Genomic DNA, 15,404 nt, shown 5'->3' on the forward strand with positions numbered 1-15,404 from the left:
CTGAAAATCCAGCTATCTCTGCAGCCTATGATGCCGATTGCAAGCCAAAATACCGGGAGGCGGCGTAGAGTTTGAAGGCGCCGCTGATGCCGATCCAGCCGAAAAGCGCGAGCCAGCACAATGTCCTGGTCGCACTCCAGTCGATCCGGTGCACCGCAGCGTCGGTGATGACGAGGCCAAGGATGGCAAGCAGGCCGACCAGAAACTGCGCCAGGCCGAGCACCAGCAGTTCCTCGCGCGGCGCGTTTTTCCAGACGAGATAGGCGCCGCCAGCGCCGGCGAGGAAGATGGCGCTGTAGACCTGGGCGTGGAAGGGATCGACCGGCCATGGCCAGGTGCTGCTGACCCTTTGAGGGAATAGCAACATGCCGATGCCATAGAGGCCAAGGATCGCGGCTTCCGCCAACATGTAGCCGCGCCACGCGGGGTTAGGGGTCACGCCTTTTGCTGGGGGATAGGCCCTGGTCCGCCAAAGGAACAGCCCGGATACCGCCGCCGAGGCAAGATAGACCAGGAACCAGAGCCAGGCCGCTTTTCGCTCGAAGTTGAAATAGCCGAGATTGATCAACGAAACCGCCCACACGATGACGGTGAAGATGAAGGCCATGACGAGGACGAGCCTGCCGGGCGACCAGCGATTCCAGACCAGCAGCGCTGCCATCACCGCCATTTCGGCGGTGTAGAAGCCACCGAGGAAGCGGGCACTGAACGGCGTGACAGGCCAAGGCCACCGCGGCTTGACCAGCTCAGGCGCGAAAAACAGGCCGGCGCCGACGATCAGGACGATGATGACCCCCGCCGAGAAAAGGCGCAGGGCGGCGGGAAATGGCGGGTTGTCGGGTGTCGGCACAGGAGAAAACCCCAAAGATGAACGCCTATCGACCATCATAGTGCCGCTTGCGGCCGGAGAAAATCCGCCGAATGGAAATTGAACCATCACCAGGCTTGCCTATTCGAATGGTCCGTTTCGAAGTAAAATGCAGCACTCGCACCAAGGGCAGTCCGATCAACACGCCTGGGAGGCGCATTTTCTGGAGCCAGCAGGATGAATGAAGCTCAGGATCTGTTCTCGCTTCTGCGGCAATCGACCGATGTCGATCCACTGGTAATCGACGCGATCAAGCGAACCGTCGCGGACGGCAACGACCGCGAACTTTGCCGCATCAATGCGCCAGCCTTCGCCAGCAAGCATGGCCTCGACGAGGAGCGCACCATAAGCGCATTTCTCCATGCGGCGCGGGTGGGCATCTTCGATGTTTCCTGGAATGTTCTGTGCCCAGGCTGTGGCGGCGTGCTCGACACCAACGCCACGCTGAAAACCCTCCAGAAAGACGAATACACCTGCGCGCTGTGCTCCGAGGGCTATTCGCCAACCCTCGACGAGATGGTCGAGGTGACATTCACCGTCAGTCCACGCATACGCAGGATTGCCGCCCACAATCCACACGAACTGCCGCTGGTGGAATATTTCCGCCAGATCTACTGGGCGTCGGGCGTTGATGTGCCGGATGAGGATTTCGCGAAAAGGTTGGAAGCGTTTTCGCTGGAAGATATCGAGCTTGCGCCCGGTGAAAAGGCGCTTCTGCCCATACAGCTTCCGTCCGAATTCATCATCGTCTTTGAGCCGGTCACCCATTCAGCGCAGTTCATCGACGTGAAGGGCGAACCAACAAAGGAGCGCCGAAGCCTCTCTTTGGTCTTCGACCGCGACCATGTCCAGAACCAGACGCTGGAGATGCAACCCGGCCCGTTGCGCATTTCCCTGGAAAACAGGACCGACACCCGCGTGCTGCCGACGGTTTTCATCGCCGGCCAGGCCTTGCACGATTTCCTGGGTAAACGCCGGCCCTTCCTCACCGCCAAGCGCCTGCTCACCAACCAGACGTTCCGCGATCTCTATCGCACGGATACGCTCGACATCAACCAGCGCCTGAAAATCACCAGCCTGACCTTCCTGTTCACCGACCTGCGCGGTTCGACCGCCCTTTACGAACGGGTGGGCGACCTTGCTGCCTTCGATCTCGTGCGCGCGCATTTCCAGGTTCTGCACGAGATCGTCGCGGCGGAGGCAGGCGCGGTGGTCAAGACGATCGGTGATGCGGTGATGGCGACCTTCGCAACGCCTGATCGTGCGATTGCCGCGGCCCTCAGGATGCGCGATGCCATGCGTGCGCTCAACGACAAGAGCGGGCGCGAGGACCTGCTGCTCAAGATCGGCGTCCATGCCGGCCCTTGCATCGCCGTGTCCATGAACGAGCGGCAGGACTATTTCGGCCAGACGGTCAACATTGCTTCACGGGTACAGAACCTGGCCAACGCACAGGCGATCTTCGCCACCCATTCGGTGGTCGACGACAATCTCACCGCCGATCTGTTGCGCAGGAGCGCGCTGACGCCCGTGCCCCACGAAGTCTCGCTGCGCGGCATTGAGCGGGAGATCGCTGTGTATACAATCCCCTGAAAAAGCACGAATTGCGTTAAAACAAAGAGCTGGGAGCAGCGTTTCCGTGAAGCGGCTCTCGGCCGCTCACACGCGCTTGCAAAGGAAATAACGATCGGCGGGCTCCGACGTCGGCGCCGGGAGGCGTTGCAGCAGCGGGTGGTCGAGCGGCGTGCCACTGACCGCGAAGCCGCCGACGCGAAGCAGGCTCGCGATCAGATCGGGAAGCCAGGTAGCGGTCACTGCATCGCGATCATCATAGCCGGTGCCGATGTCGGCATGAACAAGGGCGGCTTCGATGCCAATGAACTTGCGGCCCGTCTCGCGTATTTCGCCGAGCACGAGGTTTTCGGCGTCGGGAATTGAGCTGGCATGTGCGCCGACTTCGCGGTCGAACACCACGATCCGACGCCCGGGCAGGCGCTCGCGCAGATGGTGGAACGTCCGACCATTGCCGAGGCCGAGCTCGAGCACAAGCCCATCCATCTTCGCCACCTCGGCGCAGACATGATCGAGAATGTCACGCTGTGCGGTCATTCTGCTGATGAAATTCTCGAGACGACTCATATGCTTTTTGTGTCCTAACCAGATCAAGAGATAGGCAATGCCCGCGACAAGAACTGTTCAGGAGTACGTCCCGAAGGCGACGGCTGAGCTCGATTGCGTGTCGGCACGTATAGGGGCGGATGATGAACACTGCAACAACCGTACGGAGGCCGGCAGTCATACCGGGTGGTCCTGCGCGCGGCGGAATAGCGAGCTCACTTGTAGGGGTCTGCGGCGTCCCGCAAGCCGTCGCCGAGGAAGTTGAACGCCAAGATGACGAGAACGACGGGGAGCATCGGCAAAAGCAGCCATGGATAGAACGCGATGACGCTGACGCTGCGCGCCTCGGTCAGCAGGATGCCCCAGCTGGTTGTCGGTGGCCTCAGGCCCAGCCCAAGGAAGCTCAGCGCCGTCTCGCCCAGGATCATGCCGGGTATGGAGATCGTCGCCGTCGCGATCAGATGCGACATGAAACCGGGGATGAGGTGCCGCCCGATGATGCGGCTGCTGCTGGCGCCCATCAATTGCGCGGCCAGAACGTAATCCTCCTCGCGCAAGGCCAGAAGCTTTGATCGCACGGCCCGCGCCAGTCCGGTCCAGTGGATCAGCCCGAGGATGATGGTGATGCCGAAATAGATCAGGATTGGACTCCAGGTTATCGGCATGATCGCCGCCAGAGCCAGCCATAGCGGAATGCTGGGGATCGATTGCAGAACTTCGATGATCCGTTGGACGATCAGGTCGAAGACACCGCCGTGGTAGCCAGCCAGTCCGCCTATGACAATGCCGAGCAGGAAGCTGAAACTGATGCCGACAAGGCCGATTGTCAGTGAAATGCGTGCGCCATAGATGATACGCGAGAACACATCGCGCCCCAGCCTGTCGGTGCCGGCCAGAAAGAGCTGGCCGTTTTCAGCAGGACAGACAAAATGCCTGTCACCTTCGACCAGGCCCCAGAACCGGTAACGGTCGCCCTTGCAAAAGAAACGAATCCGCTGAACATCATCCTGGTTGTCGATGTAGTTCCGCTTGAGTGTGTCCATATCCAGCGTCATCTGGCGACCATAGACGAAGGGCCCGACAAGCTGGTCGTTGTGGAACAGGTGCACCTGCTGCGGCGGCGAATAGATGTAGTCCATGTTGCGCGTGTGCAGATTGTAGGGCGCCAGGAACTCGCAGATCAGGATCCCGAAATAGAGCGCTGCCAGAAATATGCCGGATACAAGGGCAAGCCGGTGCCGTCGGAATTTCCACCACATCAGGCGCAACTGCGACGCCTGAAAGACCTTCGACTGCTCCGCCGTCATGGCTTCGACTGATTGCAGGTCAAAGGGCGCGATGGAAACGTAGTGTTGCAGTGGGGCACCCGGAGCGGGCAGGGGCGATTGCTTGTTCATTTGGTGCTGCCGCCCTGCAAACGAATTCGTGGATCAAGCAGCGCCAGCGCCAGGTCGGAAATCAGGACACCGATCACCGTCAGGAAGGCGAGGAACATCAGGAACGAACCCGCCAGATACATGTCCTGGCTCTGCAGCGCCTTGATCAGCATCGGCCCGGTCGTTTCCAAGGACAGCACGATCGCGGTGATTTCGGCACCGGAGATGATGGCCGGCAGGATCGAGCCGATATCGGAAATGAAGAAATTGAGCGCCATGCGCAGCGGATATTTGACCAGTGCCTTGAAGGGATGAAGGCCTTTGGCGCGCGCTGTCACGACATATTGCTTGTGCAACTCGTCGAGCAGATTGGCGCGCAGCCGTCGGATCATGCTTGCCGTGCCCCCGGTGCCGATGATCAAGACCGGGATCCAGAGATGGGCGAGGATCGACTTCGCCTTGGCCCAGCTCATCGGCTCACTGAGATATTGCGGGTCCATGAGATGGCCGATGGAGGTGCCGAACCAGATATTGGCGAAATACATCAGGATCAGCGCCAGCATGAAATTCGGAATGGCAAGGCCGAGAAGGCCGAAGAGAGTAAGGCCGTAGTCGCCCCAACTGTATTGATGCGTGGCGGAGTACATGCCGATGGGAAAGGCAATGAGCCAGGTGAAGATGATCGTGACGAAGGAAACCAGGACGGTCAGCCACATTCGGTCCCCGACGACGTCGCGAACCGGCAGCTCATACTCGAAGGAATAGCCGAAATCGCCGTGCAGCATCCCGCCGACCCAGTAGAAGTAGCGAATGACGGGCGGCTGGTCGAAACCATATTCCTTCCGCATCATTTTGATGCGATCGGAATCGACCGCTTCGCCCTGGGCCCGAAGCTCGGCGACATAGCTGTCGAAATAGTCACCCGGTGGAAGTTCGATGATGGTGAACACCAGCGCCGATATGACCAGCAGCGTTGGAACCATCACAGCGATGCGCCAGACAATATATCGAAGCACGCTCAGGAGCCTCCAAGCCAGAATGTATCCGGCATGTAGACACCGAAATAGGCGGTCGGGTCATAGCCGAAGAGTGCCTTGTCAGGCAGATTGCGCAGCCGCGAGGACACCAGAATCGGCTGAAGTGTTTCGTTCACCGTACCGATCGAGAACACCTGATCGGTGTAGATCGACAGCATTGAATTCCAGATTTCGGCGCGCTCCGTGGCTTCGGTCGATGCGTTCCAGCGCTTGAGCAAAGCCATCAACTCGACCACTTCAGGAAGATCGGGCGCCTCACCCATCTTGCCATGGGACAGATAGTAGGCGCCCCAGAGCGGCCATTGCAGTTGGTCGTCGATGGTGGGGGCCAGCTGGTATGGGTTCATGTCTGCGGTCGGCACGCCATTGTCGATGCCCGACGACATCGACATCATGATCTCGCCGCCAAGAGCGCGGCTGCGGAAGATGTCGCGCTGCGAAGTCCGGATGAACAGGGCGATGCCGATCTTGCGCCAGTGATCGGTGATGAGTTCGAGCGCGTCGGTCTCCAGCGTGCTTTCGCCGGCCGTTTCCACGATGATCTGCGCCGGGCGCCCATCGGGAAGTAACCGCAGGCCGTCATCGTCACGTGTCTGAAGCCCGACCTCGTCCAGCAGGGCATTGGCCTGGTCGGGATCATGGGCGACCCAGGCCTTCGCGAATTCCGGCCGGTAGAGCGGGCTCTCCGGCAGGATCGTATCGGCGCTTTCCCGCGCCAATCCGTAGAACACGGCCATATTGATCTCGCGCCGGTCCACAGCGAGCGAAAGTGCGCGGCGCACGCGCACGTCACGCAAAAGGCCACGCCACACCGGGTCGGCACAATTCAGATTGGGCAGCACCGCCAGCCGCGAACCCTGTATGCGTTTCCACAGATGCATCTTCACGGGGTAACGCTTCTCCGCATCCTTCAGGAAAGAGTAATCGGCGAAGTCAATTCCCATGCATTGCAGGTCGCTCTCGCCCGCACCGGTCTTGGCGGAAATGATCGCCGACGAGCTGACATTCATGATGAACCGGTCGACATAGGGCAGTTGCCGGCCATTCTCGTCTATTCGATGAAAGAACGGGTTGCGCTCGAAGATGAACTGCTCAGCCGGCGGCTTGGTCCGGTTCTGCCAGGGATCGAGCGTGGGCAGCTCCGGATTCTCCGGGCGATACTGCCGCGACATGCGGATATGCAGGAGCGTCCATTTCTTTGCCCGGTTCTCCGTCATCAGGCCGGCGAGCCGGAATGGATCCTGGTATTTCTTGTGGAACTGCTTGAGATAGGCGGCCGGCAAAACAAGCGGTGTCGGCGAGGCAGCGGCAAGCTTGGGCAGGAAGTCGGGATTTGGCGCATCCCAACTGTAGCGGACAGTCAACGGATCGACGATCTCGAAACGTGGCGGCTTGCCGTCCGCCAGCAGGGCAGGGGCGAGCCCGCCTTGCGTAAGCTCATCGTTCAGCCAGACATCTTCCCAGCAATAACGAAAATCCTCCGGCGTCAACAGGCTGCCGTCGGACCATTTATGCCCTTCCCGAATCTTGAACGTGAAGACGCGATCATCCGCTACGTCGAAGCTTTCGAGAATGTCGGCTTGCAAGTTAAGCTTTTCGTCATAGCCGACCAGACGGGCATATCCGTAGATCGTCATCATCCGGATATCTTTCTGGCTGCCGATGATGGTACGCAGCGTGCCGCCATACTGGCCGGGTTGCCGGCCCATCGCAGCGAGGTTCAATACGCGCGGGCTCTTGGGCAGGCGCTCTGCGAGTGCCGGCAGCGCCCTGGCTTTCAGCTCCGGCTGAAGAAAATCCGGCTCCAGATCGCCAGCGCGCGACGTGCCCGGCAGAAGTGCCGAAGCCATGAGACCAAGGAGGGTGCGACGGCTGATCAATGGCGCAACTCACTGACATCGGCCGAACGCCGGGCCAGCACGAGGTGGCCGCCGCCAAGATCGATCGGCGACAGCACATCCTCGTCGCCCTCGTCGCGGAATTGCGGTCCCCATGCGCTGGCGTCGGAAGCGCCGCCGAGCTTCAGCGTCTTGAAATCCATCGGCCGGTCGAGATCGGGGAATGGGACCGCGGCGACCAGTGAGCGCGTGTAGGGGTGGATCGGTTTCCTGAGCAGAATTTCGCGCGGCGCAAGCTCGACGATACGTCCGCCGCACATCACCGCGATGCGATCCGCCATATAGTCCACCACCGCCAGATTGTGGGATATGAACAGGTAAGTCAGGCCCAGTTCCTTCTGCAGGTCCTTCAGGAGGTTCAGGATCTGCGCCTGGACAGAGACGTCGAGCGCCGAAACCGGCTCGTCGCAGATCAGGAGTTCCGGCCCCAGGGCCAACGCGCGCGCGATGCCGATACGCTGACGCTGCCCGCCGGAGAAACTGTGCGGATAACGCTTGATGAAGCGCGGATCGAGCCCGATTGCCTGCATCAGGCTCTTGACGGTGGCTAGTCGGGACGCGGCATTGCCCCGTTGATGGATTTCCAGCGGCTCGCTCAAGATGTTTTCCACCGTCATGCGAGGTGAAAGCGACGAGACCGGATCCTGGAAGACCATCTGGATTTTCGCGCGCAGCGTGCGCAGGGCGTCTCCCTCAGCTTCCAGGACGTTGATCGGTCCTTGGCGGCCGTTGAAGACCACCGAGCCGCCGGAAGGGGTGATAGCCCGCATCAGGATCTTGCTGACGGTGGTTTTACCGCAACCGCTTTCGCCGACCAGGCCCAGACACTCACCCCGCCTGATATCGAAGCTCACGCCGTCCACGGCGCGAACAGAGGTTTGACGATCCCCGCCGAACCATCCGGACTTGCGGATGGTAAAGACCTTTGCCAGGTCCCTGACCGACAGCAGGATGTCGCTCGGCCCCTTCGATGCCGGCGCCGTCTGCTTGCCCAGCAGGGTGCCGACGTTCACTGGCACCTCTCGGAGCGCCTTCAGCCTCTCGCCCGGCTTCAGGTCGAAATGCGGAACGGCTGCCATCAGGCCCTTCAGGTAAGGGTGACCTGGCCGGCGGAATATTGCCTCGACAGGTCCCGCTTCCATGATCTCGCCATGGTAAATGACCACCACCTCGTCGGCAACATTGGCGACCACGCCGAGGTCGTGCGTGATCAGCAGCATCGCCATGTTCAGCTTGGTCTGAAGCTCGCGTAGCAATTGCAGGATTTGTGCCTGGATGGTGACGTCCAACGCCGTCGTCGGCTCGTCGGCGATCAACAAAGCGGGCCGGCAGATCAGCGCCATGGCGATCATGGCGCGCTGACGCAATCCTCCCGAAAGTTCAAACGGATACATGTCATAGGCGCGCTTGGGATTGGGAAAGCCGACAAGGCTGAGCATTTCCTCAGTCCGCGCCTTTCGCTCCGCCCGCGCCATGGGCGTATGAATCTGCAGGGATTCGCTGACCTGGTTGCCGATCGTGTGCAGCGGCGACAGCGATGTCATAGGCTCCTGAAAGATCTTGCCGATGCGGCTGCCTCTCAACGCCCGGATTTCGGGCCCGTCACGCGGCATCTGCAGGATATCCTGCGTCGTGCCGGGCTTTTCAGGATCGGAAAACAGGATACGGCCGCGAACATGGGCTGTGTTCGGCAAAATGCCCATCACTGCCTGGCTGAGAACCGATTTTCCGGAACCGGACTCGCCCACAAGCGCGGTAACCTTGCCGGGCAGGACGCGGAGATTTGCACGTCTGACGGCATGCAACGGTCCCCCGATAATGGCAAAAGAGATGCCAACATCCTCGATCCGCAGCAGATCAACGCCTGCATTCATTCTCACACCAGCCCCACCCTGGGGCCTGCCAGGCGGCAGGCCCTGGAAGCAAGACTACCGCATTGCCAGCCTAGAGCAACTTGGATTCGAACGATCGCCAGCGGCGGAACCAGCGACCGGACTGCTTACCAAGGCGTTCGGATCAGATTGGGGCTGGCTACTGGAGCTTCCTCCGGTCGCCCGCCGACAGCCGTGCGGCATCGCGATGAAGCAGCATGACCTGCTCGGCCTCCGATCTCCGGTCGTAAATCGGCTCCAGCGCACCGTCTTCATCGAGTGCGAGAGCGCCCGACAGATCGGGTGAAAGCACCGTCAGCTTCTGCTTGATCCCGGCCAGTTCCTCGCTGCCGAGCGTCAGCCAGCTGTTGGCGCCGCAATAGCTGGCGAAGTCCTTGCTGGCGAGAACGCGGTGCGGATATTTCTTGGTCAGGGTCTGGAGGCGCTGGACCTCGTTTACAGCCGAGCCGAAGACAGAGAATGTGAGCCGGTCGGTAAGCCCGACATTGCCGAACATCACGTTGCCGACATGCAGGCCGATGCCAAATTTTATGTCGGACAAGCCTTTTTCCTTCCTTCGCAGATTGAGATCCATCATGCGCGCAGTGGCCTTGTGCGCTGCCGCCAGAGCAGACTGGCAGGCGATCTCGGACTGCGAGCGATGCCTTTCGCAAGGGTAGACGGCAATGAAGCCATCACCGATGAAACTCATGATCTGCCCGCCTTTGCGATTGAAAGGTGCTGCAATGGCATCGAAAAACTGGTTCAGCGTATCGATGTAGATTTCGCGGCCGGAAGTTTCGGCAAGCTTTGTCGACCCGCGCATATCGGCCATGACCAGTGCGGCCCGGATCGTGTCGCCCTCGCCGCGTTTGATCTGGCCGTCCAGCACGCGTCTCCCGGCGTCGCCGCCGAGATAAGTGGTCATCATGTTGTCGGCCAACTTGGTGAGCACCGCCATTTTGGTTGCGATGGCGAGATGGTTTTGGATACGCAGCAGCGCCGAAATCATGCTGTCGCTGAAACCTGAAGCACTGTCGGTGGACCAGGACCCGATCATGCCCTGACTGGTATTGCCGTTGAAGGGATGGACGAAAGCCATGTAATCGGTCACGCCCATTAGCCTGAGTTCATCGAAAACAGGAAATTCCGACGGGACCGCCGGGTCGAGCCGACGCCGCAGATGGTCGAGCTTGTTGCTGAGCAGATGGTAGTATGGGCTGGTTAGGAACCTATCAGAATGAACGCCGTCCTGTTTGCGGAAGCCTTCCACCTCCATGCCTTGGCCGCGAATCCAGGTGAAACCAAGCGCGTCATAAAGCGGATGAAGCATCGAAAAGCTCAAATGCACCCGCTTCAGCGGCAGGCCGGCAGCAGCCAGCCGCTCGCAAAACCCCTTTACCAATGTTTCCAAGTCGTTGCCGGCCAAAGCCGATTGGGTCAGCCAATCGGCAACCTTGTCCATGAGAATGGTCGAAATTTCTGTTTGCGCTGTGCTCATGCTACCTCGAAACCCGTCGAAGACGAGCCTTCTCCTTTGATCCGCCACACCTCGAAGCAGGGAAGGAGCAGGCATAACTGCATCTATCTGCTGGCGCACATATGTGGCGAGGCTGCCGGCGGAGTGCAATCACGATCCTGACATCGGGCAAAAAATTGCCCGGCTCGGACGCCGTCAGGCCTTCACCACCGTATCTCGGCCCAGCCCGAGGCGGCCAAATACATTGCGTGTGTCGACGATCAGAAAGGCATATTGCGGAGAACCGATTTCGGCAAGCCGCCATCAGACAGGCACCTTCGCCTTCAGGCTTGCGGCAGCCATCGCATAGCCACCGGAGGCGCCATCGATGAAATGAACGTGATCGGGCTGTAGCGGCGAGATTACGAGGCATGTCATCAAGGCCGACTGCTGGCGGTGCAGGCCATAGCGGCAGATGCCCGCCTCTTCTGCCTGTTTCAGCCGGTTCTCGATCCGTTGCAACACATCCGCGTCAACATCGATGGTCATCTTCAAGCCGTCGTCGAACTTGCGGAAATCCGAATTACTGGCCACGTCGCGTTTGTAGACCTTCGGATCGAACTTGCCGATCGTCCAGCCAAATCTGTCGGCGACAGCCGTAAGCGTCATCAGGAAGATTACCCACAGCTTCGCCAACCACCGCCGCCCCGGCGGCGCCGCGGCACGCGCCTCGACATCGAGGCCGGCGGGCAGCAAACTGTAGTCCGGCCCGTCCACCGGCACCGGGTGACCATCGCGTTCCTGCCTGCCGGCGAGGGCGATGATATCGGAAGCCAGAAACTGAAAACCGCGCAAGTCGCGCGCCGGCCCCGGTACGGCTATGATCGAAACGATTTCGCCATGCCGGGCTTCGATCGGGTTCCAGCGACAGGAGAGGCCGGTCAGATCCGGCCGCGCGCCGGCCGGCGCTGGATCGATGCGGTAGCGCCCCGCTTTCATCTCGGCTTCCGCCCAACTGCCGCCGCCGCCGGCGAACATGGCGTAGAAGGCCGCTTCGGAGGCCTGAAACCTCGCCACGCGGACGTCGAGGCCTTGCGCCCTTATATCCTTTATCGGCACGATTGCCGCACGCAAGGTCAGGTCCAGTTCGTCCGCCACCCATCTCTGGACAGCAGCCAGCGCGTTGCGGGCGAGTTCCAGCGCCGAGCCGGGGAACGCCACGAGCGCGCCGTCACCGCCGAAGACATAGGGAAGGTCTTGCCGACCCAGCGCATTGAGCAGCGCCGAAATGACGCTGGCGCCGGCCATATTGACGGTTTTATAGCGCCCGGCCTCGATCGCCTTGGTCGAGCCGACGATGTCGGCGGTGGCGATCGCCCAGCCATCGGGGAGAGGTCGATAGTTATCGATATCGGCAACGCTTTCGAACTTTGCGAAGACCGGCAAAGAAGCCACAAACGGGTCGGAAGCGGCAGCTATTTCCATGAGCATCAGATAGCACATTCCACTGCTTGAAGGTGAAGTCGATCGTGCTTCGAAATTGACTTGCCCTGGCTTTGCGATGATAGGGTCGCGCGATGCGAATTGCCTTCTATGCGCCGCTGAAGTCACCCAATCATCCCGTTGTCTCCGGCGACCGCCAGATGGCGCGGATGCTGGTCAAGGCGCTGGAGCATGGAGGGCATAGCGTCCAACTGGCATCCGAATTGCGTTTCTATCTACGCCAACCGGAGTCGAAAAGTTTCGATGCGCTCAAGATCGAGGCCCGAGAGGAAGCCGCTCGGCTGACAAAGCTTTGGCACCGTGACGGCAAGCCCGACCTCTGGTTCTCCTATCATCCCTACTACAAGGCGCCCGACCTGATCGGACCCGAGCTGGCGTCGGCCTTTGCTGTCCCCTATGTGACAGCGGAAGCCTCCTATTCCAGGCGGCGCAACGCTGGTTTGTGGGCCGATAGCCAAGCATTGGTGGTGCGAGCCATCGAACAGGCAGCGCTGAACATCTGCTTCACGCAAAGGGATCGCCGGGGACTGGCAGATGCCATTCCCGATGCCTCTCTAGGCATACTGTCGCCCTTCATCGACACATCGGCATTCCGGGAAAAGCCGGCACGCGGTTGCCCGACGCGCCTGGTTACAGTCGCCATGATGCGCCCGGGCGACAAAGTCGAAAGTTATCGCATGCTGGCGCAAGCGCTCGGTTCGATCGGCCATTTGCCCTGGACCATGTCGGTCGTCGGGGAGGGGCCTGCCCGTGACGAGGTCAAGGCGCAATTCGCCGGCTTGCCCGCAGAGCGTATCGAATGGCTCGGCGCGATCGAGCCGGCAGCCGTGCCGGATGTCCTTTACAGAGGGGGAATTTACGTCTGGCCCGGGTTCGGCGAGGCCTATGGTGTGGCCTATCTTGAAGCACAGGCCGCCGGCCTTCCGGTGGTGGCGCAGAACATCGCCGGCGTGCCGGAGGTCGTGCGGGATGGCCAGACCGGGTTTCTCACCCCGCCGGGCGATGTGGCGGCGTTCGCTTCCGCCATTGAAAGGCTTCTGGCCCGTAACGACGAAAGAACCCTCATGGCCGCGGAAGCCAGACGTTTCATCCTCGAAGAACGTTCCCTCGGTACTGCAGCGGCGCGGCTGGCCGAACTTCTCGAGAAGATCCCGGTCTCATGACATCTGATCCGATCTGGCAGCCCTTGGTGAAAGAGCTGGCGCGCCTGCGACGGACGGGCCGCAGGGCGGAGTTCTGGCTGCGCGACGACGACGCCGTGGACCCGACGCCGGCGCTTGATCGGCTGCTCGACCTGACCGGTGAATTCGCGGTTCCGGTCACGCTGGCCGTCATCCCGGCCCTGACTGATGGGAAACTTGTCGTCAGGCTTGACGAGGCGCCGCATGCCACGGTCGCCATCCATGGCTGGGCGCACCGAAATCATGCGCCCGAGGACCAGAAAAAGCAGGAGCTCGGCGCACATCGCCCACCCGAGGCGGTGCTCGATGATCTGGCCCGCGGGCTGTCGCGCGTAACCGGCCTGCACGGCGCACGTGCCGTTCCGATGCTGGTCCCGCCCTGGAACAGGATCGACGCCGGCGTGGTATCCGACCTTGGATCTATAGGATTTGCGGCATTGTCGGTCTTCGGCCCGCCGAAGCCCGCTCCCCTGGCGGTCATCAACAGCAATGTCGACATCATGGACTGGCATGGCACTCGCGGCTGCCGCGACCATGGCCTGTTGGTTCAGGCCATTATCGCGCAATTGCAGCAGGCATTCGACGGCGGCGAGCCGGTCGGCCTGCTCACGCACCATCTCGTCCATGATGAATCGGCATGGCTTTTCCTCGAACGGCTATTCGCGGTCACCGCACGGGCTGAATCCTGCGCCTGGCTTCCGATCAGCACATTGATCGAACGCAGCGATCCATCAGGACAGGGCTCTGGAGGAAAATAGCTCAGCGCTTTTTCTGCACTGGAAATTCGAGCGTTTGGCCGTCCCGCGCGGCAAACGCGCCGGCAAACCGGTCCTTGGCCAGTTTCTCCATCTCGTCCAGTTGCTCGTCGGTGCGTGCCGGATCGTGGTGAAATAGCGCGAGCCCCCGCGCGCCGGCCGCCTCACAGAGCTTGACGCCCTGTTGCCATGTCGAGTGGCCGTTACCGCGGCGGCGTTCCATTTCCTTCTCGGTGTAGGTGCAATCGTAAATGACGAGGTCGGCATCGTCGATGAGGCCGAGCACCGACTGATCGAGTTTGCCCGGCTCGTGCTCGGTGTCCGTGATCACCGCCACGATGCGGCCGCCCCACTCGACCCGGTAGCCTATGCAGCCGCCCGGATGGGCAAGGCTGCCGGTCCGAACCACGACCCCTTCGCGCGGCCGAAGCACGTCTCCGGACACGAAATCGCGGCAGTCGAGCTTTGCCTTGCAGACGTCCATTTTCACCGGAAACCACGGCGGCCGTATGAACTCATCGATCATCTGCCGGGTCGTCATGCGCCCGGCAAGATGCCCGGACCAAATGGTAAGCTTGACGCTCGGGTCAAAGATCGGCGCAAAAGCCGGCAGCCCGATGATGTGATCGTAGTGGCAATGGGTGAAAAGCAGGTCGAAATCGGTCATATCCGCCGCCTGAAACGCCCTGCCGGCAGGCCGCAGGCCAGAGCCCGCGTCGAACAGAAGCGTATGCTTGCCGCATCGCATCTCAATGCAGACTGTGTTGCCGCCATAGCGAGCGAATTCTGGCCCGGATACCGCAATGCTGCCGCGCACGCCCCAAAATCTGACCAGGAAAAAATCGTCGTCCATACTACTTTCGCCCATCGTAGCTCTAGGCGGTTCGTGCGTCGATCAGATCCGCGGTCGTATGGCTTAGCCGATCGGCAAGAACCCGCAATATCTCGATCGTCATTTCCGGGAACTCCCTCATAAGCCTCAGGAAATGATCCTTGCGGATTCTCAAGGCCTCCAGATCAGTTGCCGCTCTGACGGCGGCAGTGCGGGAGCTGTTGCACAATATGGCGATCTCGCCGACGATCGAATTTGGCAGCAGTTCGGCAACTTTTATCGGCCCGCTATCGGAATCGACCAGAATGTCCGCGCTGCCTGAAAGGATGACATAGGCGGCGTCCGCCTCGTCGCCCTGCCGGAAAAGAATCTGGCCGGCGCTGTATTTCACGCGATCGGATGTGAACGCGAGCAGCTTGAGCTTTGCCGGCTCAATGCCAGAGAACAAGGGAACGCGTTGCAGCATTCCGACTTCATCCTTGAGCAGCATTGTCGCAAACCTTCCT

General features: G+C 60.8%; 13 protein-coding genes. 3 read left to right on the forward strand and 10 right to left on the reverse strand.

The genetic code is table 11. The features are described from left to right. Positions 1–25 precede the first annotated feature (25 nt). On the reverse strand, positions 26–850 hold the full coding sequence (locus EN850_RS12955) for a hypothetical protein (protein ID WP_136091429.1): 825 nt from the start codon (positions 848–850) through the stop codon (positions 26–28). A gap of 195 nt (positions 851–1,045) precedes the next feature. Between EN850_RS12955 and EN850_RS12960 the strand changes: the two genes are divergently transcribed. Then, positions 1,046–2,461: an adenylate/guanylate cyclase domain-containing protein gene (locus EN850_RS12960; protein WP_136091430.1), complete on the forward strand. Its 1,416-nt coding sequence runs from the start codon at positions 1,046–1,048 to the stop codon at positions 2,459–2,461. Positions 2,462–2,527: 66 nt separating this feature from the next. On the opposite strand, the gene EN850_RS12965 is transcribed toward EN850_RS12960, so the two are convergent. The 7 genes from EN850_RS12965 to EN850_RS12995 form a co-directional block, all read right to left on the reverse strand. Continuing rightward, positions 2,528–3,007 (reverse strand): class I SAM-dependent methyltransferase, encoded by a 480-nt coding sequence (locus EN850_RS12965; protein WP_127275920.1) that lies wholly within the window; start codon positions 3,005–3,007, stop codon positions 2,528–2,530. 194 nt (positions 3,008–3,201) lie between these two features. After that, entirely contained in the window at positions 3,202–4,383 is a 1,182-nt protein-coding gene (locus EN850_RS12970) for an ABC transporter permease (protein WP_136091431.1), read from the reverse strand. Next, positions 4,380–5,378: an ABC transporter permease gene (locus EN850_RS12975; protein ID WP_127275921.1), complete on the reverse strand. Its 999-nt coding sequence runs from the start codon at positions 5,376–5,378 to the stop codon at positions 4,380–4,382. The genes EN850_RS12970 and EN850_RS12975 overlap by 4 nt, the downstream gene beginning before the upstream one ends. 2 nt (positions 5,379–5,380) lie before the next feature. Further along, positions 5,381–7,279 (reverse strand): ABC transporter substrate-binding protein, encoded by a 1,899-nt coding sequence (locus EN850_RS12980; protein ID WP_127275922.1) that lies wholly within the window; start codon positions 7,277–7,279, stop codon positions 5,381–5,383. Continuing rightward, positions 7,276–9,171, reverse strand: a complete 1,896-nt coding sequence (locus EN850_RS12985) for an ABC transporter ATP-binding protein (protein WP_127275923.1) — start codon at positions 9,169–9,171, stop codon at positions 7,276–7,278. The genes EN850_RS12980 and EN850_RS12985 overlap by 4 nt, the downstream gene beginning before the upstream one ends. 157 nt (positions 9,172–9,328) lie before the next feature. Beyond that, positions 9,329–10,669, reverse strand: coding sequence for an adenylate/guanylate cyclase domain-containing protein (locus EN850_RS12990; protein ID WP_127275931.1), 1,341 nt, complete (start codon positions 10,667–10,669; stop codon positions 9,329–9,331). A gap of 282 nt (positions 10,670–10,951) precedes the next feature. Continuing rightward, a complete protein-coding gene (locus tag EN850_RS12995) occupies positions 10,952–12,130 on the reverse strand; it encodes a DUF3095 domain-containing protein (RefSeq protein WP_127275924.1) in 1,179 nt (392 codons plus the stop codon). A gap of 74 nt (positions 12,131–12,204) precedes the next feature. Between EN850_RS12995 and EN850_RS13000 the strand changes: the two genes are divergently transcribed. Together EN850_RS13000 and EN850_RS13005 are read left to right on the forward strand one after the other, a co-directional pair. Continuing rightward, the gene (locus EN850_RS13000; protein ID WP_127275925.1) at positions 12,205–13,293 is read left to right on the forward strand and encodes a glycosyltransferase family 4 protein; all 1,089 of its coding nucleotides are present in this window, start codon (positions 12,205–12,207) and stop codon (positions 13,291–13,293) included. Beyond that, positions 13,290–14,069 (forward strand): polysaccharide deacetylase family protein, encoded by a 780-nt coding sequence (locus tag EN850_RS13005; RefSeq protein ID WP_135867325.1) that lies wholly within the window; start codon positions 13,290–13,292, stop codon positions 14,067–14,069. Before EN850_RS13000 ends, EN850_RS13005 begins: the two co-directional genes overlap by 4 nt. A gap of 1 nt (position 14,070) precedes the next feature. On the opposite strand, the gene EN850_RS13010 is transcribed toward EN850_RS13005, so the two are convergent. After that, positions 14,071–14,919: an MBL fold metallo-hydrolase gene (locus EN850_RS13010; RefSeq protein WP_127870126.1), complete on the reverse strand. Its 849-nt coding sequence runs from the start codon at positions 14,917–14,919 to the stop codon at positions 14,071–14,073. A 22-nt stretch (positions 14,920–14,941) separates the two neighbouring features. Then, positions 14,942–15,388, reverse strand: a complete 447-nt coding sequence (locus EN850_RS13015) for a cyclic nucleotide-binding domain-containing protein (RefSeq protein ID WP_127870127.1) — start codon at positions 15,386–15,388, stop codon at positions 14,942–14,944. Positions 15,389–15,404: the final 16 nt, after the last annotated feature.

Source organism: Mesorhizobium sp. M8A.F.Ca.ET.207.01.1.1 (assembly GCF_004794715.1).
Classification (GTDB): Bacteria; Pseudomonadota; Alphaproteobacteria; order Rhizobiales; family Rhizobiaceae; genus Mesorhizobium.